This window comes from Rhizobium sp. C104 (assembly GCF_022354505.1).
Classification (GTDB): Bacteria; Pseudomonadota; Alphaproteobacteria; order Rhizobiales; family Rhizobiaceae; genus Rhizobium; species Rhizobium redzepovicii.
On sequence record NZ_CP092350.1, the window covers coordinates 319,461 to 339,896 of the forward strand.

17 protein-coding genes and 2 pseudogenes are annotated in these 20,436 nt (G+C 61.4%); 6 read left to right on the forward strand and 13 right to left on the reverse strand.

Features of this window, described 5'->3' with window-relative positions; translation table 11 throughout:
- The first annotated feature begins 32 nt into the window (after positions 1 to 32).
- Both MF410_RS25965 and MF410_RS25970 read left to right on the forward strand, forming a co-directional pair.
- Entirely contained in the window at positions 33 to 1,301 is a 1,269-nt protein-coding gene (locus tag MF410_RS25965; protein WP_222134805.1) for an NAD(P)/FAD-dependent oxidoreductase, read from the forward strand.
- 227 nt (positions 1,302 to 1,528) lie between these two features.
- Complete coding sequence (locus tag MF410_RS25970) at positions 1,529 to 2,560, forward strand: aldo/keto reductase (protein ID WP_097629720.1); 1,032 nt, start codon at positions 1,529 to 1,531, stop codon at positions 2,558 to 2,560.
- A gap of 98 nt (positions 2,561 to 2,658) precedes the next feature.
- Here MF410_RS25970 and MF410_RS25975 read toward each other — a convergent pair whose 3' ends face one another.
- Positions 2,659 to 4,443, reverse strand: coding sequence for an APC family permease (locus MF410_RS25975; RefSeq protein ID WP_222134806.1), 1,785 nt, complete (start codon positions 4,441 to 4,443; stop codon positions 2,659 to 2,661).
- A gap of 252 nt (positions 4,444 to 4,695) precedes the next feature.
- Here MF410_RS25975 and MF410_RS25980 point away from each other — a divergent pair.
- The 4 genes and pseudogenes from MF410_RS25980 to MF410_RS25995 all read left to right on the forward strand — a co-directional run bounded on the left by MF410_RS25980 (position 4,696) and on the right by MF410_RS25995 (position 8,543).
- Positions 4,696 to 7,064: pseudogene (locus MF410_RS25980) on the forward strand (DUF1989 domain-containing protein).
- Positions 7,065 to 7,358: 294 nt separating this feature from the next.
- A complete protein-coding gene (locus MF410_RS25985; protein WP_003548109.1) occupies positions 7,359 to 7,568 on the forward strand; it encodes a cold-shock protein in 210 nt (69 codons plus the stop codon).
- Positions 7,569 to 7,793: 225 nt separating this feature from the next.
- Positions 7,794 to 8,018 carry a hypothetical protein gene (locus MF410_RS25990; RefSeq protein WP_097629716.1) on the forward strand — a complete coding sequence of 75 codons (225 nt, stop codon included), beginning with the start codon at positions 7,794 to 7,796 and terminating at the stop codon, positions 8,016 to 8,018.
- 144 nt (positions 8,019 to 8,162) lie between these two features.
- Positions 8,163 to 8,543, forward strand: coding sequence for a DUF6481 family protein (locus MF410_RS25995; RefSeq protein WP_222134808.1), 381 nt, complete (start codon positions 8,163 to 8,165; stop codon positions 8,541 to 8,543).
- Between the two features lie 41 nt (positions 8,544 to 8,584).
- On the opposite strand, the gene minE is transcribed toward MF410_RS25995, so the two are convergent.
- The 12 genes and pseudogenes from minE to MF410_RS26060 all read right to left on the reverse strand — a co-directional run bounded on the left by minE (position 8,585) and on the right by MF410_RS26060 (position 20,435).
- Positions 8,585 to 8,845 carry a cell division topological specificity factor MinE gene (minE, locus tag MF410_RS26000; RefSeq protein ID WP_097629714.1) on the reverse strand — a complete coding sequence of 87 codons (261 nt, stop codon included), beginning with the start codon at positions 8,843 to 8,845 and terminating at the stop codon, positions 8,585 to 8,587.
- Entirely contained in the window at positions 8,842 to 9,657 is an 816-nt protein-coding gene (minD, locus tag MF410_RS26005; protein ID WP_003594851.1) for a septum site-determining protein MinD, read from the reverse strand. Before minD ends, minE begins: the two co-directional genes overlap by 4 nt.
- A 76-nt stretch (positions 9,658 to 9,733) precedes the next feature.
- A complete protein-coding gene (gene minC / locus MF410_RS26010; RefSeq protein ID WP_222134809.1) occupies positions 9,734 to 10,456 on the reverse strand; it encodes a septum site-determining protein MinC in 723 nt (240 codons plus the stop codon).
- Positions 10,457 to 10,666: 210 nt separating this feature from the next.
- Positions 10,667 to 11,268, reverse strand: a pseudogene (locus MF410_RS26020) (PAS domain-containing protein).
- Between the two features lie 126 nt (positions 11,269 to 11,394).
- Entirely contained in the window at positions 11,395 to 12,732 is a 1,338-nt protein-coding gene (locus MF410_RS26025; protein ID WP_222134810.1) for an NAD(P)/FAD-dependent oxidoreductase, read from the reverse strand.
- Positions 12,733 to 12,783: 51 nt separating this feature from the next.
- Positions 12,784 to 13,824, reverse strand: coding sequence for a DUF3445 domain-containing protein (locus tag MF410_RS26030; RefSeq protein ID WP_018448675.1), 1,041 nt, complete (start codon positions 13,822 to 13,824; stop codon positions 12,784 to 12,786).
- Between the two features lie 31 nt (positions 13,825 to 13,855).
- Positions 13,856 to 14,821: a PDR/VanB family oxidoreductase gene (locus MF410_RS26035; protein ID WP_222134811.1), complete on the reverse strand. Its 966-nt coding sequence runs from the start codon at positions 14,819 to 14,821 to the stop codon at positions 13,856 to 13,858.
- Positions 14,818 to 15,423, reverse strand: a complete 606-nt coding sequence (locus tag MF410_RS26040) for a dimethylamine monooxygenase subunit DmmA family protein (RefSeq protein WP_222134812.1) — start codon at positions 15,421 to 15,423, stop codon at positions 14,818 to 14,820. The genes MF410_RS26035 and MF410_RS26040 overlap by 4 nt, the downstream gene beginning before the upstream one ends.
- Before the next feature lie 11 nt (positions 15,424 to 15,434).
- Positions 15,435 to 16,568 (reverse strand): aminomethyltransferase family protein, encoded by a 1,134-nt coding sequence (locus tag MF410_RS26045; protein WP_239620501.1) that lies wholly within the window; start codon positions 16,566 to 16,568, stop codon positions 15,435 to 15,437.
- A gap of 169 nt (positions 16,569 to 16,737) precedes the next feature.
- Positions 16,738 to 17,622: a formyltetrahydrofolate deformylase gene (purU, locus tag MF410_RS26050; RefSeq protein WP_239620502.1), complete on the reverse strand. Its 885-nt coding sequence runs from the start codon at positions 17,620 to 17,622 to the stop codon at positions 16,738 to 16,740.
- A 96-nt stretch (positions 17,623 to 17,718) separates the two neighbouring features.
- The gene (glnT, locus tag MF410_RS26055) at positions 17,719 to 19,026 is read right to left on the reverse strand and encodes a type III glutamate--ammonia ligase (protein ID WP_183777795.1); all 1,308 of its coding nucleotides are present in this window, start codon (positions 19,024 to 19,026) and stop codon (positions 17,719 to 17,721) included.
- 80 nt (positions 19,027 to 19,106) lie between these two features.
- Positions 19,107 to 20,435, reverse strand: coding sequence for an FMN-binding glutamate synthase family protein (locus tag MF410_RS26060; protein ID WP_222134814.1), 1,329 nt, complete (start codon positions 20,433 to 20,435; stop codon positions 19,107 to 19,109).
- Position 20,436 lies beyond the last annotated feature (1 nt).

Here is a 20,436-nt window from a genome sequence, read left to right on the forward strand (position 1 = left end):
TTAGCTGAGCGCGAGCAGCCAAAGGAAAAGCCATGCCCGGTGACAATGGTACGAGTGTCGAACAGGACGTCGTCATCATCGGCGCCGGCGCCGGCGGCGTTGCCGCCGCCCGGCGTCTGCAGGCGATCCGTCCGGATCTGTCGATCCTGCTTCTGGAAGCCGGCGACCGTCTCGGCGGCAGGGCCTGGTCGGTCGGACTGCCGGGAGCATCCGACATCGCGCTCGATCTCGGCTGCGGCTGGCTGCACGGCGCGCGAACCAATGCCTGGACCGGTATTGCCGACGAGGTCGGATTGACGGTCGACCGCACACCGGCGCCCTGGAACGGCGGCCGGCGGCTGCAGCGCGACGATGCGGTAACCCAGGCCGCGCAACAGGCGATCGGCGCCTATTTCGACCGGCTCGACAGTCATGAAGGCGATGACACAAATCTGGCCGCGATGCTCGAACCCGGCAATTCCTGGAACGGCCAGATCCGGGCGATCGGCACCTATATCACCGGCGCCGAGCTGGAACGCTCGTCGATCGTCGACTACACGAGATACGACCCCGGCCCTGGCCCCGATTGGCGGGTGCGCGAGGGCTATGGAACATTGATCTCCCGTTACGGCAGGCCGGTGCCGGTAAGGCTTGGCGTCGAGGTCACGCGCATCGACCACCGCCATGCCCACCGTATCGACATGGAGACGAGCCAGGGTGGGCTCAGCGCCCGTGCGGTGCTGGTGACTGTTTCCACCAATGTCCTTGCCGCCGGCAAGATCGCCTTCGACCCTCCCTTGCCTGAGAAGATCGAGGCGGCGGCGCGCCTGCCGCTCGGGCTCGCCGACAAGCTCTTCCTCGGGCTTGCAACACCGGAGGCGCTGCCGGCCGATACCCATATGCTCGGCTCCATCAGCCGTGCTGCCACCGGCACCTATCAACTCCGGCCGCTCGGCGCTCCTGTCGTCGAGGCTTATTTTGCCGGCGACCTCGCCCATGATCTCGAGCGTGAGGGCAGCGAGGCCGCCTTTTCCTTCGCCGGGGATGAACTGGCGGCACAATTCGGCGCAGATATCCGCAAGCAATTGTCGGTGGCGGCGATCTCGGCCTGGGCCGCGGCACCCCATATCGGCGGCTCCTATTCCTATGCCGAGCCGGGCGCCTCCGATCTGCGCGGGGTCCTCGCAGCACCGCATGATGAACGGATCTTCTTTGCCGGCGAAGCCTGTTCGCGTTCGCGTTATTCGACGGCGCACGGCGCCTACGAGACCGGCGTTGCCGCAGCCGATTTGATCGCCGGTTCGTTTTCGACAAAAGCGTAAGCCGCAGTCCGCGACGGCCTGCGGGAATATCTTTTCCCACTTGTGGGACGGGCGGGATTGGTTATGCTGCCCTCGCCCCTGCGCCAGATTGAGCCCAGGGCGCCAGACGTCATCCGGCGGCAAGCGGCCGCCTCAAGCTCGATATTGTCATTAGATTGCGGAAGCCCCGGCTTCTACCCAAGGCGATTTTGCGCGTCGGCTGCGGGCATCCGCATGAGGAGGAAGAAATGGATTATCGCAAGCTCGGTCCCAGCGGGACCGTCGTCACCGCCTATTGCCTGGGCACCATGACCTTCGGCGCGGAGGCCGACGAAGCGTCCTCGCACAAGCTGCTCGACGATTATTTCGCCTGGGGCGGCAATTTCATCGATACCGCCGATGTCTATAGTGCCGGCAAGTCGGAAGAGATCATCGGACGCTGGTTGAAGGCCCGACCGACCGAAGCCCGCCAGGCGCTCGTCGCCACTAAGGGCCGCTTTCCGATGGGCGACGGACCGAACGATATCGGCCTGTCTCGCCGGCATCTCGGCCAGGCGCTCGACGATTCTCTGCGCCGCCTCGGCCTCGAGCAGATCGATCTCTACCAGATGCATGCCTGGGACGCGCTGACGCCGATCGAGGAGACGCTGCGCTTCCTTGACGATGCGGTTTCCTCAGGCAAGATCGGCTATTACGGCTTTTCCAACTATGTCGGCTGGCATATCGCCAAGGCCTCGGAGATCGCCAAGGCGCGCGGTTATACGCGCCCGGTGACGCTGCAGCCGCAATATAACCTGCTGGTGCGCGACATCGAGCTTGAAATCGTCGCCGCCTGCCAGGACGCCGGCATGGGGCTGTTGCCCTGGTCGCCGCTTGGCGGCGGCTGGCTGACCGGCAAATACAAGCGCGACGAGATGCCGACCGGCGCCACCCGTCTCGGCGAAAATCCCAATCGTGGCGGCGAATCCTATGCGCCGCGCAATGCGATGGAACGAACCTGGGCGATCATCGCCGTTGTCGAGGAAATCGCTAAGGCGCACGGCGTCAGCATGGCGCAGGTGGCGCTCGCCTGGACGGCGGCACAGCCGGCAATCACCTCGGTGATCCTCGGCGCCCGCACGCCGGAGCAACTGGCCGACAATCTCGGCGCCATGAAGCTCAAGCTCTCCGATGATGACATGACGAGGCTCAACGAGGTCAGCGCCCCGCGGCCCTTCGACTATCCCTATGGCAAGGGCGGCATCAACCAGCGCCATCGCAAAATTGAAGGCGGCCGCTGAGCTTCGGTCCATAAGCAACAAGCTGTCTCAGATCTGCAGCCACCAACGCAAAAAGCCGCCATGTTTTTTCATGGCGGCTTTTCTGCTTGGGAGACGATTTAGGCCGGAAGCTGGAAGATCACGTTGGCGATCAGGACGATTGCCAGGCCGCCGGCGAGTGCCAGATAGGGCAGCATGCCGGCTTTCTTGACGCCGAGATCCTGGCCGACGAGGCCGAGATCCTCCATTGCGCCTGCCGGGAATTTGCCGCCGTCGCGCACATAGTGGCGATAGGCGAAGACCGGCAGGATCAAGGCGGCGAAGATGAAGCCGACCCAGAGTGCGTTGGAATAACCCCAGACCTTGGCGCCGGCGCCGAGGAACAGCGCGTTGACGAAGGCAAGCACGGTGTTGAGGCCGATCAGCCAGGTCGGCGCCTTCCATGGGCGTTCGATATGGCCGGAATCCATCCGGTGGATCCAGCCGGAATTGAGGTTCAGGAAGTTGAAGATGATGTAGCCGACATTCGAGACGGCGAGCACGAAGAAGTAACCGCCGGTATCCGAGGCGATGGCCAGCAGGAAGAGGTTGAAGGCGAAATCGGTCCACATCGCCCGTGTCGGCGCACCGTTTTCGTTGACGTGGTCGAGATATTTCGGCAGCCACCCGTCCTTCGAGCCCTGGTAGAGCGTGCGCGAGGAACCGGCCATCGCCGTCATGATGGCGAGGAAGAGCGCCATGATCATCAGCACGACGAGCAGCTGGGTGATCACCCGGCCGGCGCCGATCAGGCCGCCGAGCGCTTCGGCAACGCCGGTGCCGTCGACGATGCCGGGCGCGAGCATGCCCGCATGACCGAGAACGCCCTGGAAGGCGAAGGGCACGAGGAAGAAGAACAGGCAGCAGGCAAGGCCGGAATAGAAGATCGCCTTGAAAGTGTCGGTCTTCGGGTTTTTGAGTTCGCGGGTGTAGCAGACGGCGGTCTCGAAGCCGTAGGTCGACCAGGCGGCGATATAGAGGCCGCCGAGGAAGAGCGTCCAGCCGCCGTTGCTCCAGCTGCCGTCGGCGCCGGAATAGGCGGCCGTCGGCGGCACGAGGCCGGTGACGTTGGCGGCAAGGATATGGCCGCTGACGATCGGGTAGAGGCCGATGATGAGCAGCGGCACCAGCACGATGATCGCCAGCCACTTCTGCACGCTGGCGGTTTCGGAGATGCCACGATGCTGGATCGCGAAGATGATCAGCATCAGGATGCCGCCGATGAAGAAGGTGGCATTGACGTTGGCGGTGGCGAGGAAGGGAATGCTGAAGCTGACGAGCGACCAGCTGCGGATCCACGGCGTCAGCGCGGCGACGCCGTCGGTGCTCAGCAACGCCTTGACGGCGTCATCGGGCGTCGTGCCGGCATGGGCAGCAATATATTCGGCGACGCGGGGGCTATCGGCCGCGATGGACGCGGCATGCGCGGAGATCCAGTCGAGGACCATCTGCGAATCTGCCGCCGGAATCGGGAAGAATGCATTGAGAATATAACCGGCGGCGATGGCGCAGCCGAGCGACAGCACGGGCGACCAGGCAAACCAGTTGCACCAGACCGACAGCGGCGCGATGAACTTCGAATAACGCAGCCATGCAGTGGCGCCATAGACCGAGGCGCCGCCGGATTTGTTGGCGAACATGCCGGCGATTTCGGCGTAGGTGAAGGATTGCAGGAAACCCATCACCATCGAAATGATCCAGACGACGAAGGCGAGCTTGCCCGTCGTGCCTGCAATGCCGCCGATGGAGAAGAGAACGAGCGGTGGCACGCCCGCCGCCACCCAGAATGCGCCCTTCCAGTCGAGCGCGCGTACAAGCTTACCTTCGGTGCCGGATGGAATCCCGGCCTCCACAACGTCTGTCATCGGTGAAATTCCCCATTCGATTTGTTCCCGGACGTATCTTTGTACGTCTCCCTGAACGTGTCTCCCTGACAGTCTCAAGCCCGCCCGGATGGTTTTGGCGATCCGTGTCCCGACGGATTCCCGAGTCTCGACCCTTTATGCATAGTGAAGATATTTTCTTTTTAGTCAACTCGACTTTACTTTCCCTCGCCATTTTGTAACCTGTATGGGTGGGCGCCGAGGGGCATCCCGATCCTCCCCAATGAGGGCAGAATGCGAGAACTTCATCCTGTTATGACGGGCCTGCGGCCCGCGGCTCCGAGCCTCGTGCGTTATCCCGGCATCCCTGCCCTGCCGGAGGGGACGGAACGCTACAGAGCAAAGGGCGGCGGATCGGTCGTCGTGCGTGTCGAGTCCGGAGATGGCGTCAGCGTTATCGACAGCGAGGGCGGACAGGTTTGCGAGATCTCCTTCCTCGATGAGAAAGGCCGTTTCCTGGCGGCAGGCCTCGGAACAACATTCAGCAATTCAGCCGACGGGATAAAGGCCATTCTTCAAGAAGAGGATGAAAGTGCCGCCCGCACGCGCGCAGCGCTTGAGCGGCGCGGCGCCGATCTTGCGGCGGCTGGAGCGCTCAGCATTTTCGGGACGGGATCGAGCCCGGGCAGCCGGGCGGATTTCACTGTTGCCATGAAGGGACTGCTGATCGTCGCAGCACCCGCCGGTGCGATGTCTCCGGAGGCGCAGGATACCGCGACGCCGATCGAGGTGAGGATCAAACGCAGCCTGCTGATCCGCGATTATGCCTCCGCCCTGCCGGAACCGGCCGCCGACCCCATCGAGGATATCCGCATCCGGGCGGCGACCGCCGCAGCCTATTTCGTGCGTGCCGGCGAATTCATCCAGATCATTGATGTTTATGGACGCCAATGCACCGATTTCCAGGCTTTCGCCGCCCGCAAGGTCGACAAGGGCCTCGATCTCGCGCTGGATTCCACGGTGACCCGCACGCTGCTCAGCCGCAGCTATCCGATGCCCGGCCTGCCCTCCAAGGCCTTCGACCGCGACTTTGAGCCGCTGGTTGAGATCGTCCAGGATACGGTCGGGCGCCACGATGCCTTCGCGACCGCCTGCAATTCGCGCTATTACGATGACATGGGGTATCCCGGCCACGTCAACTGCACGGACAATTTCAACGCGGTGCTGGCGCCTTACGGCATTGCCGGCCGCAAGGGCTGGGAAGCGCTGAATTATTTCTACAACACCAATATCGACCACAACAACCAGCTCTACCTCGACGAGCCCTGGTCGCGCCCAGGCGATTACGTGCTGATGCGGGCGCTGACTGATCTCGTCTGCGTCTCTTCGTCCTGCCCCGACGATATCGACGCGGCGAACGGCTGGGACGCGACGGATATCCACGTCCGCACTTTTTCCGGAAAAGAGAAATTCTCACGAGCGGTGGCCTATCGCATGACCCCAGATGCCGACGCCGAATTGACGCGCGAAACCGCCTTCCATCCCCGTCTCTCCGCCTTGACGCGGGACTATGCTGAATATCGCGGCTACTGGCTGCCGAACCGCTTTTCCGCCGAAGGGCCGGTCGAGGAGTATTGGGCCTGCCGTGAGCGCGCCGCCGTCATCGACCTCTCGCCCTTGCGGAAGTTCGAGGTGACGGGGCCGGATGCAGAGGAGCTCTTGCAGTACTGCCTGACGCGCGACGTGCGCAAACTGTCGACCGGCCAGGTCGTCTATTCCGCCATGTGCTATGAAAACGGCGGCATGATCGATGACGGCACGCTTTTCCGGCTCGGCGATAAGAATTTCCGCTGGATCGGCGGCGATGATTTCAGCGGCGTATGGCTGCGTCAGCAGGCCGAGAAAAGGGCTTCAAGGCCTGGGTCCGCTCGTCGACCGATCAAATGCACAATATCGCCCTGCAGGGCCCGAAGAGCCGCGATATCCTGAAGGACATGATCTGGACGGCGCCGCGCCAACCGACGATCGGCGAACTCGAATGGTTCCGCTTCACCGTCGGCCGCATCGGCGGTTTCGAGGGCGCCCCGGTCGTCGTCTCGCGCACGGGTTATACAGGCGAGCTCGGCTACGAAATCTTCTGTCATCCGAAGGATGCGCTGACGGTGTTCGACGCCGTCTGGGAAGCAGGGCAGCCGCACGGGTTGAAGCCGATGGGCTTGGAGGCGCTCGACATGGTCCGCATCGAGGCGGGCCTGATTTTTGCCCATCACGAATTCACCGACCAGACGGACCCGTTCGAGGCCGGCATCGGCTTCACCGTGCCGCTGAAATCCAAGCAGGATGATTTCATCGGCCGCGAAGCGCTGATCCGGCGCAAGGAGCATCCGCGCCATCTGCTCGTCGGCCTCGACATTAAGGCCAACGAGGCCGTCGGCCATGGCGATTGCATCCATATCGGTCGGGCCCAGATAGGCGTCGTCACCAGCGCCACCCGCTCGCCGATCCTAGGCAAGACGATCGCGCTCGCCCGCATCGACGTGATGCATGCAAACCCCGGCACCGAGGTCGAAATCGGCAAGCTCGACGGTCACCAGAAGCGCCTGCCGGCGACGATCGTGCCGCTGTCGCATTATGATCCGCAGAAGACGCGCCCGCGCTCGTAACGCATGCATTGGTGACGCCGATCCGTTCCGGCCCTTGCCGATGACGCGTCACGCACCGGCGACAATGTAAAGCGGCGGCGATGCAACCTTTTAGAGAATATAGAGTTTCAAAAAACTGAAAGTTGACAAATTCGGGTTGAGTGATTATATCGGCATTGTCGATATTGCTTGTTTGACTTTTGTTATCGCACGCAGACAACGTGCCCTGGACGAACTTCCCTCTTCAAAATCGAGATTATCATCCGTCGTGCATTCCGCACGTGCGGCCTGTCAATTGCTATGAAAGGGTTTGTTATGACCACTGGCACAGTTAAATGGTTCAATTCCACCAAGGGCTTCGGCTTCATCCAGCCTGATGACGGCGGCGCTGACGCCTTCGTTCACATCTCTGCTGTCGAGCGCGCCGGCATGCGTGAAATCGTCGAAGGCCAGAAGATCGGCTACGAGCTTGAGCGCGATAACAAGTCGGGCAAAATGTCCGCTTGCAATCTTCAAGCTGCCTGAAATTGATATCGGCTTTCCTTTGACCACGGATGTACTGGCACTGTTGAAAGCGTGATACCGGCGAGGTCAGGCACATTGCCTGGCCTTTTTGCTGCGCTCGAGCGGGCCACTGCACCATTCCTTAAATCGGAATCGATCTAAGGAATTATGCAGCAAGTCAAAGTGTTCCAGCGTCCTTTGCACGTCTTGAGACGGGCGGCGCTGTCACGAAAATCCAGGACTGATATGACAGACACACACAGTAAATCGCGCCAGCGGGCGGAGATCGCCTTTGGAAACGTACAGTCGCAATTCCTGGCGCGCAGCCGCGCGGTCGAAGAGATCGATCAGACCGTGCGCGCCCGCGAGGAAAAGACCTTGAGATTGCGCGAAGCCCGTGAGGCCAAGGAATTGCAGGATCGCTTGATGGCGGCCGCCGGCACAGCCGTGAAGCGAAAAAAGAAAAAGTGATTCAAGATCTAGATGATTTCAAGCCGGATTGGCATAATAGCATTCGGATCCCAATCGAATACATAGAGCATAGGGTCATGCGAAAGCCGCACAGTTTTCGGCAATCATGCTCTAACGTCGCAGCCAAACAGTCAGGTAACAGAATTGAAAAACGCCAGAAACAATGAGCTTTCCGATCGTCGCAGCGCCGCTGCCGAAGCAAAGGCCGCTCTCCTCAATGCGTATCGTGACGCCAAGGATAAGGCTGAGCCGACTCGGCTGGCAAAGCAAGCGGAGCGTCAGGCCGTCGCTGCCGCCAGGGAAGAACGCCGCGCCGAGCGCGAACGGGTAAAGCGTGAGGAACTGGAGCAGGCGAAAGCCGCGGAAGCAGAATGCCAAGCCGCCGCGGAGGCTGCAGCACGCGCCGACGCCGACGCGCGCGAAGCAGCTGACAAGGACCGGATCGCTCGCGTCATTGCCGACGAAGCCGCCCGGAAGGCCGCACGCGACCTGCGTTATGCCAATCGGAAAGCCAGAAAGTCGTGACTGTCAGCGCTGCCTGTCGTCACAACAGGCAGCGCCCTCTTTCAAGCGGCCTGCACGGCTGCGTTCAGGGGGATTTCGACATCGATCTCGAGCGTCGAGACGAATTCGTTGCGATCGATCGTCACCTGCACCTTGTCATGATCGAGTTCGACATGCTTGGCGATCACCGCAAGGATTTCTTCGCGCAGCAGCGTGACCAGGTCCGACCCGGCCGAGGAACGTTCGTGGGCAAGAAGCACCTGCAGGCGTTCGCGAGCGGCCGGGGCGGTTCTCTGCTTGTTGAAAAGACGGAAAATACTCATGCCGCCCTCCGTCCGAAGATTTTGCCGAAAATGTTGCGCTTTTCCTCAGGGATCGCCATCGGCACCAACTCGCCGGCGAGCCGGCGGGCGGCATCGAAATAGGCCATCGCAGCCGGGCTGCGGCTTTCTGCCAGCGTGACCGGCGCACCGATATTGGAGGCGCGCAGGACGTCCATGCTTTCAGGCACGATGCCGAGCAGCGGGATGGACAGGATTTCCAGCACGTCATCCACCTTGAGCATGTCGCCGCGCTCGGCGCGGTTGGCGTCGTAACGGGTGAGAAGCAGGTGCTTTTCCATCCGCTCGCCGCGTTCGGCCTTGGCGGTCTTGGCATCGAGCAGGCCGATGATGCGATCGGAATCGCGCACCGACGAGACTTCGGGATTGGTGACGACCACGGCAACATCGGCATGGCGCATGGCAAGCGTTGCGCCGCGCTCGATCCCGGCCGGGCTGTCGCAGATGATCCAGTCGAAATAGCGCTTCAGGTCGTTGATGACCCGTTCCACGCCCTCGGCCGTGAGATTGTCCTTGTCGCGCGTCTGCGAGGCCGGCAGCAGGAACAGCGTCTCCAGCCGCTTGTCGCGGATCAGCGCCTGGGTGAGCTTGGCGTCGCCCTGGATGACATTGATCAGGTCGTAGACGACCCGGCGCTCGGCGCCCATGACCAGGTCGAGATTGCGCAAGCCGACGTCGAAATCGACGACGACGACTTTTTCATTGCGTTGCGCCAGCGCCGCTCCCAATGCGGCGGTCGAGGTCGTCTTTCCGACCCCGCCCTTCCCTGACGTGACGACGATCACTTTCCCCATGTCTCTCTCCTTTGCCGCAGTAATTCGAAGTGTCTCAGCATCCTTCACGCGTTCTCAAAGCCGCGCGGCGCTGTCGTCAGGTCATTTTTTCCGCCATGATCGCATCGTCTTCGAGCCAGAGCTGAACAGCCTGTCCGCGAAGATTGGCGGCCATGTCTTCCGCCATTTTGTAAACGCCGTCGATTGCGACCAGCTCGGCTTCCAGCTTGCGGCAAAAGATCCGCGCCGATGCGTTGCCGATGGACCCCGCCATGGCGCGGCCACGCAGCGCCCCATAGATATGGACCGACCCGCCGGCGATGACCTCGGCGCCGGAGGCGACCGATCCGATGACCGTGACGTCGCCTTCCGGGAAGATCACCGATTGCCCGGAGCGCACCGGCTCCCTGATGACGATCGATTGCGTCGTTGCCGGGCGGATCGCGTCGACTTCAGGTTTCACCGGCGAACCGGCAGGCTCATTGGCCTGAACCTCGATGTCTGAAGCGGAGCGGCCGCCTTTGAGCGCCGGCGGCATGCCCGCGCCGAGAATGGAAGGCCGTGCGCCCTCGATGCCCATGATGCTGACATTGCGCTTGGCCAGTTCGGCAATCAGCTCTTTCAGCTGCGGCCGGTCGATTTGCAGGTCCGTCAGATCGAGCACGACAGGCCGTCCGAGGAAGAAGCCGGCCGAACGCGCGGCCAGATCGTCGAGCCTCGCCAACCAATCATCGAAAGGAAGGTCCGGAGACAACATGACGGCCAGAAAGGAGCGTCCCTTGATGCGGATAGAGCGAGCGTCTGTTAGCACTTTGGTCATCTATGTGAAGAAATCGTTGACCATATCTACCGCTGCTATGGTTAACAAAAAGTTAACGCAGCCTTAATATTAGCGGCAATGACAAGCGTTTTTTCAACCGCGAAATTGAAGCAAGTTATTGAAAATACGTGGTCATATTTGATATGGCCGCACGGTTAACAACTGCCTTTTCGACCTGAGCCGTAAATATTTCCTTGCTAGGGGAAACGCTCAGCCTTCGGCCTTGCGTTGCGCCTCGGAAATGGCGCGCGCGGCCTCTTCGGAGGAGTTGGCAAGCATGCGCATCTCGGCGGCAAGCACGGCAAAGCCCGATCCGGCGGTGCCGGCGCGGGCTGCTTCGATGCCGGCATTGACGGCAAGCAGCTTCAGGTAGCGCAGCGATTGCAGGATCTCGTTGGTCTTCGAAGCGGTGACGCGCATGTCGGCGGTCCGCTCGTCGATTCGCTGATAGAGCGATTCGATGTTGATGATGCTGCCTTCGAGGTAGAGAAGCTCGCCCTTCGGGTCCCATATGCCGCCGCGGTCTCCGTCACCCAGATCAGATGGCCCATCGCATGGCGGATGCGGTATTCCATCGTCCAGTCCGCGCGCTTCTCCAGCGCCCGGCCGACGATTTCGTCCATCAAGGGAACGTCTTCCTCGTACATGATCGAGGTGAAGGTCCGCGCACGGTTGCCGATGATGTCGTCGGCGGGGTAGCCGAAAATGCGCTCGATGCCGTTGGTCATCTCAAGCATCGTATAGTTTTCATCGGCACGGCAGCGATAGAGAAAACCGCTCATGCGTCCGAGGATGCTCGTTTGAAAATCCATGAGGGCCACGTTCGAAGAGAAGAGTTGCGGATGGATTTATGTCGGCTCGTTTAAAAAGGCGCCGGCCATACTATGGCGGACGAAAATGTACGAACACCTTCGTCCGGCCAAGCACTCGCCGTCCGATCAGTTGCGTAGATATTCCTCCTTGGAATCGTCTAGCGCCTCGACCCAGGGCGTGTGGTGCGTCGGCGACATGTTGCCGGTCATCAGCGATCGATAGGCGTGGTTGCGGAAGCCCATGATATTGCCCGCCTTGTGGTGTTCCCACTCCATGAAGGTCCGGTTGGTGCCTTCGATGTCGAAGGAGGGATAATCGGTCTCGGCAAGCAGTTCCTTCACATAGTCGCCCTGATACCAGATCATCTGCTCGGCATCCTCAAGCGTCTCTTCGCGGGCCCGCCACATGTCGAAATTGGCCTTCAGCTCCTCTTCCGGCGGCAGGGTGATGCGGCCCATCATCACGTCGCGTGCCCACCAGGCCTGCACGTCGAACATGTTGAAGGTATAGAATTGGTCCTGCATGCCGATATAGAAGAGCTGCGGGTTCTTATCGAAGATCACCCCCTTGTAGAGGCTGTCGGCCCAGAGGCGGTTGGCGGTCTTCAGCCGAAGATCGTCGGGCAGGAAGGGGAAATGGTGCTGGTAGCCGGTGCAGAGGATCAGCGCGTCGACCTCCTTGCTCGATCCGTCGAGAAAATGCGCCGTGCGGTTTTCAAGCCGGGTCAGCAGCGGCCGTTCCTCGAAATTCTCAGGCCATTTGAAGCCCATCGGCTTCGAGCGGTAGCTCGTCGTCACCGATTTTGCGCCGTATTTCCAGCATTGCGAGCCGATGTCTTCGGCCGAATAGCTGCGGCCGACGATGAGGATATCCTTGCCCTTGAACTCTAGCGCGTCGCGGAAATCGTGGGCATGCAGGACGCGGCCGTTGAAGGTCTTCACGCCCTCGAAATAGGGCACGTTCGGCGTCGAGAAGTGGCCTGATGCCACGACGACATAGTCGAATTCCTCGTCATACATCCGGTCCTCGACGCGGTTATGCGCCGTCACCGTGAATTTCTTCGTCTGATCGTCGAAGCGAACCATGCGCACCGGCGTGCTGAAGCGCACCCAATGGCGGACATTGGCCTTTTCGACGCGGCCCTTGATATAATCCCAGAGCACGGCGCGCGGCGGATAGGAAGCGATCGGCTTGCCGAAATGCTCCTCGAAGGAATAATCGGCGAATTCGAGGCATTCCTTCGGGCCGTTCGACCAGAGGTAACGATACATGCTGCCATGCACCGGCTCGCCATATTCGTCGAGCCCGGTGCGCCAGGTATAGTTCCAGAGCCCGCCCCAGTCCGACTGCTTTTCGAAGCAGACGATCTCCGGGATCTCGGCGCCCTTCTGGGCAGCCGATTGAAAGGCGCGCAACTGCGCCAGCCCGGAAGGACCGGCACCGATGACGGCTACTCTTGTCATGAAGCATTCCCCTCTTGATTGTATCGTTTTATCTCGCACATTCGCTGCGCCTCAGTCCGGATAGATGCCGGGGCTGGTCGGCGCCCCGTCGTCATATTTAGAAAGCCAGTCGATCGTCGTCTCGCGGAAGCGGGTGAGGCCCTTGTAGTCGATGAGCTCGGGCGGCAGCGTCTTCAGCACGCGCGGAAAGCGGCGCGCCCATTTCGGCACGGTGACGAGCTCTTCCATGTTCATCAGGTAGCAGCGGATGACGAAGAGGATGGCGTTCGAGCGCGGCAGGCGCCAGAGGCTTTGCAGCTCGACGCGAAGATGCACCTTCTCGCCGACATTCTCCGGCGTCACCGTCGTGCGGTCCGGACCCCATTTGTGATAATTCTCCGGGCTGGTGTCGAGCCGCGGATTGATCGTCATCGTCCAGTTGAAGCGTCGTGTCGGCTTGCCCTGCTGCAGGTTCAGCAGGAATTTCAGCGCACGGTCGAAGACGCCGATCTGGTGGGCGAGCGGCACCGGCCCGTGCCATTCCATGAAGTTCATGCCGATATCGAAATCGAGCGACCAGTCGGCCTGCGTCGTCACCATGCCGGCGTCCATCCAGAGATTGCTGTCGCGCTGGTCGACGATGCAGAAGTCGCCCTGGGCCTGGCGGGTGATATATTCGAAGGGCTCATAGGGCAGCGTCGAGGCATCGCCGAAGGTGAAGCTGTCGTCGATGCCGAGCGGGCGGTTGATCCAGCGCCACTGGTCGCCGTTGCGGATCAGCGTGAAATGATCGGGATACCCTGCCGCCTGCTCTTCCATCAGCAATTCGAGCGTGTCCCACTGCGCGCTCATCATATGAGGCAGCGCCTGGTAGCGCAGCGGATCTTCCTTCAGGACCAGGGCCCGGTCGTGCATCTCGGCGACATAATGCTCGTCGACGTCGATCAGGCTTTCGTAGACGGTTCCCGCCCGGCCGTGCACATGCGGCTCCATGTTGACCGAATACATGTATTCGTCGCGGTCGAAGGGAAACGGGAAACGCCGGATGTTTTCGGGGCTGTTCCGGTAGCTGAAATCGTTCCGGAAGGTTTCCTGCTTGAAGACGATTGCCATGTCCGGTCTCCTTGTTCCGCTTCCGATGCCGCTAAAGATCGAGATGCAGCGTGTTTCCCTCGAAGCGGGAAACGCAGATCATCACCTTGCGGCCGGATGCTTTTTCTTCGCTCGTCAAATAGACGTCATGGTGCAGCAGCTTGCCGTCGCAGGTGACGACCCCGGTCTCGCATTGACCGCAGGCGCCGCCGCGACAGAGGAAGGGCGCGTCGACGCCCGCCGCCTCGATCGCCTCCAGCATGCTTTCGTGATGGCCGACCTTCACGGTCTTGCCGGACCGCAGGAGCTCGATCGCGAAGGGCTTGCCGGGCAGTGACGACAGGAACCGTTCCGAATGCAGGTTCTGTTCCGGCCAGCCGGCGTTGAGGCCGGTTTTCAGCACGCCGTCGATCATGCCGGACGGGCCGCAAACATAAAGATGCGTGCCGAGCGGCTGGGTGCCCAGCAGGCGCGTCAGGGGGATGGCGTCGCCTTCGGCGTCGCAATAGATCTTGATCCGATGTCTGCCATAGCGCTCGACAAGTTGCTGCCAATAGGCGCCGCGGTCGCGCGTGCGGATGGCATAATGCAGCTCGAAATTGGCGCCCTCGCGGGAAAACTGCTCCATCATCGCGATGAAGGGGGTGATGCCGATGCCGCCGGCGATCAGAAGGTGCTTGCGTCCGCGCCAGTCGGGCTGGAACAGGTTGACGGGATAGCTGACCTTCAGCTCGTCGCCTTCGCTGAGCTTCTCATGCATGAAGGTGGAGCCGCCGCGCGAATCCTCGACATGCAGCACGCTGATCTCATAGGCTGCGCAATCATGCGGCGGCGACATCAGCGAATAGGCGTTGCGGCGCATATGGCCGCCATCGTTCATCAAAACGATGACGTGCGCGCCGCCGGAGAAATAAGGCATCGGCTTGCCGTCAAGGCGCTCGAAACGGAAGCGCTTGACGCGCTCGGCGATCGGCGTGATCCGCGTCACGCGGACAGGAATTTCAGTGCCACCGCTCAAAGGAACAACTCCTCCGGATCAGGCGCGCTGCCCGGTTCTTCCGCATCGATATTGACGCCCTGGAAGGCAGCGAGCCGGCGCGAGTAATGATCGCGCACCAGAAGCGTCAGCCCGCAATGGCTGCAGGCAAAGGGGCTGGTGGTGACGTCGTCGGTAATGCCCTTGCAATGGACGCATTGCACACGCCGGGCCAGCGAGCCGCGATGCTCGGTGATGACGGAGGCATGGTCCATGCCGTAATCGAGCGCCACCAGCATTGCCTGGCCGATGAAGCCTTCCGTGCCCGATAGATAGAGCCGCGTGCCCATATGGGCCGTGGCAAGCGAACCCTTCAGTCGGAAGAGCAGCGTTGCGATGGTCGGCGCCGTGAAGAACATGTCGGCGCCGAGGCGGCGCAGCGCCTCGTCGAGGCCGGACCCTTGAGAGCCGCGGGCGACATAGAGGATTTCGCTGCGGGCAAGAGCCGTTTCGTCAAGCGCCGGCTGCTGATCGAGGAGAGCCTTGGCGCCCTCCCCTTCGAGCGCGAAAATGTGCCGCCGGGCGCGCGGCTGGATGGTCAGGCCCGTGTAGACTGGTCGGCTCTTGATGCCTGCAACGAGCATTCGCGTGCTCCTTAACCTACGGCGGTCCTCTTCTTCTTCTCCGGATCGTCGAAAGGAAGCGTGTGGGCGGTGGCGCCTGCCATCACGGTCTTGCCGCGGACTTCGAGTTTCGTCCCATGCACTGCCTTGTCAACGTCCAGACGAGCAATCGCCATGGATTTCTGCGTCAGCGATGAATAGCTCGGGCAGGTAATGACGCCTACCTTTTTGCCGTCGGCAAAGACTTCGTCGCCGAGATCGGCCGGTCCGTCGGCATCGATCAGCATGCCAAAGATCTTGAAGCGTTCCTTGCCCTTCAGGCGAGCATGTTCCTCGGCGCCACGGAAGCCCGTCTTGCCGGGGCTGACGGTAAAGTCGAGGCCGAGTTCCCAGAGGCTGTCGCCGGGCGGCTGATCGGCGAAGGGATACATCTGCGAATTGTCATAGGGATAGAAGAGCAGGTAGCTTTCCACCCGCAGCATGTCGAGAACGGAGAAGCAGCAGGGAATGATGCCCATCTCCTTACCTTCTTCGACGACCCGGTCCCAGACCATGACCGCGTCCTGGCCGCGCACGAAGATCTCGTAGCCGCGCTCGCCGGTATAACCGGTGCGCGAGATCATCACCGGCGCGCCGAACAGCGTCGTCTGCATGTGGTGGAAATATTTGAGATCGCGGATGCCGGGCACATATTTGGCAAGATAGTCGACCGCGATCGGACCCTGCAGCGACAGATCGTGCAGGTCGTCGTCGAACAGCATGGCGCAATTGCGGCCCGCTGCCTGCTTGACGACCTCTTCATGCCCGGAGCCGGAGCCATGCACCAGCATCCAGGAATTCGGGCCGGTGCGATAGACGATGCAGTCGTCGGTGAAGTGGCCGCGGTCGTTGAGCATGGTCGCGTAGACCGACCGTCCGGGATAAATCTTCGTCAGGTCGCGGGTGGTGATGGCGTCGAGCACGGCGATAGCGTGCGGGCCGACCAGATGCACCTTTTTCAGGCCCGAGACATCCATGATGCCGGCCTTGGTGCGGACGGCGACATGCTCTTCCGACATGTCCTTGTCGTAGGTCCAGGCGGTTCCCATACCGCTCCAGTCCTCGAGCTTCGATCCCAGAGCGCGGTGCCGATCCGCCAAGACGGAGAAACGCCATGATAATGCCATTACCGTTCCCTCTTATTTCCTCTACGGAATATTTATTTCCTGACTATATAAGTCTTTCGCGCCGTGGCAAGCCCGCCCGGCATGCATTTCCCAAACTTTGATGGCACCTGCCGCAACCTTAACGCTCTGAATGACGGATGCGGCGAGGCTACTACTGTCGATGCACGTCTCAACCCATGCGTTCGGAGGCGTAGCTGCCGGGGCTTGCAGGGAAGACCACTGTTCTATTGCCGTTGATAAAGGTGCGATGGTGGATATGGGCGTGGATGGCGCGGGCCAGCACCTGGCTTTCGACGTCGCGGCCGATCGAGACGTAGTCGTCGGGCGACTGGGCATGGGTGATGCGCGCCGTATCCTGCTCGATGATCGGGCCTTCGTCGAGGTCGGCGGTGACGTAATGGGCGGTGGCGCCGATCAGTTTGACGCCGCGGCCATAGGCCTGCTTGTAGGGGTTGGCGCCCTTGAAGCTCGGCAGGAAGGAATGGTGGATGTTGATGATCTTGCCCGACATCTTCTGGCACATCTCGTCCGACAGGATCTGCATGTAGCGGGCAAGCACGATCAGTTCGGTGCCGGTCTGCTCGGCCACCTCCATGATATGGGCTTCGGCCTGCACCTTGTTGGCCTTGGTGACCGGAATATGGTGGAAGGGGATGTCGTGGTTGACCACGACCTTCTGGTAGTCGAAATGGTTGGAGACGACGCCGACGATGTCGATCGGCAGCGCGCCGATCTTCCAGCGGTAGAGCAGGTCATTGAGACAATGGCCGAAGCGCGACACCATCAACAGCACCTTCATGCGGCTTTCGCTGTCGTGGAATTCGTATTCCATCGAAAAGGGCGCGGCGACGGCGGCAAAATCGGCGCCGATCTCTGAGCCGGAAAGACCTTCTTCGGAGATGAAGGAGACGCGCATGAAGAACTTGCCGGTATCGAGATCGTCGAACTGCGAGCTGTCGATGATGTTGCCGCCCTTTTCCGCCAGATAGCTCGAAATCGCCGCAACGATGCCGCGCGTCGACTTGCAGGATACCGTCAGTACGATGTTTTTCATGCTGTCTCTTCCTTCGAGATCAGGTGCCGAGGATGCGATCACGCCGAAGCTTGTCGCTCCGGCATGTCGGTGGTCTTAAAGACATCCGTAGGCCGCTCAGATGTCGAGCGTGCTGTCGCGTTCCCATTGGGTGAAATGCGAGCAGTAGGCATTCCATTCCCGATGCTTCAGCTTCAGATAGGCGGCGGAAAATTCCGCCCCCATCGCCTGCTTCAGGCCCTCGTCGTCATCATAGGCGCGTAGCGCATCGAGAAGGTTGAGCGGCAGGCGCGGCGCGTCCTTCACCAGATGGCCCTCGGCATACATGTCGATATCGTAGTGCCGGCCGGGGTCTGCCTGGCTGCGGATGCCGTCGAGGCCGGCGGCGATGATGATCGCCTGCAGCAGGTAGGGATTGACCGCCCCATCAGGCAGGCGCAGCTCGAAACGTCCCGGTCCCGGAACGCGCACCATGTGGGTGCGGTTGTTGCCCGTCCAGGTGACGGTGTTCGGCGACCAGGTGGCGCCCGATGTAGTGCGCGGCGCGTTGATGCGCTTGTAGGAATTGACCGTCGGATTGGTAACCGCGGCAAGTGCGGAGGCATGCTTCATGATGCCGCCGAGGAAGGTCTTGCCCTGAGCAGAGAGCCCGAAAGCCATCTCCTTGTCCGCGAAGGCGTTGACCTTGCCATCGAGGTCCCAGACCGAGATATGGGCGTGGCAGCCATTTCCGGTCAGTCCCTTGAAGGGCTTCGGCATGAAGGTCGCGCGAAGCCCGTGCTTTTCGGCGACCGACTTGACCATGAACTTGAAGAAGGAGTGCTTGTCCGCCGTCTTCAGAACATCGTCATATTCCCAGTTCATCTCGAACTGGCCGTTCGCATCCTCGTGGTCGTTCTGATAGGGCTTCCAGCCGAGTTCGAGCATATAGTCGCAAATCTCGGCGATGACGTCGTAGCGGCGCATCACCGCCTGCTGATCGTAGCAGGGCTTTTCGGCGGTATCGTACTGATCCGAGATCACTGAGCCATCGGCGGAAATGAGAAAGAATTCCGGCTCGACGCCGGTTTTGACCCGCAGCCCTTCTTTCGCAGCCTCAGCGACCAGTCTTTTCAGCAGCACACGCGGCGCCTGTTCGACCGGCTGATCGTCCATGACGCAGTCGGCCGCGACCCATGCGACGTCCTTCTTCCATGGGAGCTGGATGACGGAGGAGGCATCGGGAACCGCGAACAGGTCGGGATGGGCGGGCGTCAGGTCGAGCCAGGTGGCAAAGCCCGCAAAGCCGGCGCCATCTTTCTGCATATCGGCGATGGCTTCGGCGGGGACCAGCTTGGCGCGTTGACCGCCGAACAGGTCGGTATAGCTGATCATGAAATATTTGATGCCTTTGTCTCTGGCAAAAGCAGCAAGGTCCAGTGTCATTCTCGTTCCCCTTTGGATTTCTTGGAGACACCTTGGTTATGGATACGGAACGGCCGGGACGTTTGCCCGGCCGGTAGAAATCAAAAGCCCCCTTTGCCGGGGATCCAGTTGGTGCCGGCGAGCGGCACTTGCGCTATGGCGGATGCCTCGATTGTCAGTGCGACGAGGTCTTCCGGCTCGAGGTTGTGCAGATGGTTCTTGCCGCAGGCACGCGCAATCGTCTGCGCCTCGAGCGTCATCACCTTGAGGTAGTTGGCAAGGCGGCGGCCGGCCGCAACCGGGTCGAGGCGCTTTGCGAGCTCCGGATCCTGGGTGGTGATCCCGGCCGGATCCTTGCCTTCATGCCAGTCGTCATAGGCGCCGGCTGTCGTGCCGAGTTTCTGATATTCCTCTTCCCATATCGGATCGTTGTCGCCGATGGCGACAAGTGCCGCCGTGCCGATCGCGACTGCATCGGCGCCGAGCGCCAGCGCCTTGGCGACGTCGGCGCCGGAACGGATGCCGCCCGAAACGATCAGCTGCACCTTCCGATGCATGCCGAGTTCCTGCAGCGCTTGGACGGCCGGGCGAATGCAGGCAAGTGTCGGCATGCCGACATTCTCGATGAAGACGTCCTGGGTGGCCGCGGTGCCGCCCTGCATGCCGTCGAGCACGACGACGTCAGCGCCGGCCTTCACGGCAAGGGCGGTATCGTAATAGGGACGCGCGCCGCCGATCTTGACGTAGATCGGCTTTTCCCAATCGGTGATCTCGCGCAGCTCCATGATCTTGATTTCAAGATCGTCGGGGCCGGTCCAGTCGGGATGGCGGCAGGCCGAGCGCTGGTCGATACCCTTCGGCAGGTTGCGCATATTGGCGACGCGGTCGGAGATCTTCTGACCGAGCAGCATGCCGCCGCCGCCGGGCTTGGCGCCCTGGCCGACCACGACTTCGATCGCATCGGCGCGGCGCAAATCCTTCGGGTTCATGCCGTAGCGCGACGGCAGGTACTGATAGACCAGCGTCTGCGAATGGCCGCGTTCCTCATCGGTCATGCCGCCGTCGCCAGTCGTGGTCGAGGTGCCTGATATCGTCGCGCCGCGGCCGAGCGCTTCCTTGGCATTGCCGGAAAGCGCGCCGAAGCTCATGCCGGCAATGGTGATCGGCGTCTTGAGCGTGATCGGCTTCTTGGCGAAACGCGAGCCGAGCACCACCGTCGTGTCGCACTTCTCGCGATAACCTTCGAGCGGATAGCGCGAGATCGAGGCGCCGAGAAACAGCAGATCGTCGAAATGCGGAACCTTGCGCTTGGTGCCGGCGCCGCGGATGTCATAGATCCCGGTCGCGGCCGCCCGGCGGATTTCGGCGAGCGTATAATCGTCGAAGGTCGCGGACTTGCGGGGCGGGGTATAGGGGTTGTGATAGCTCATG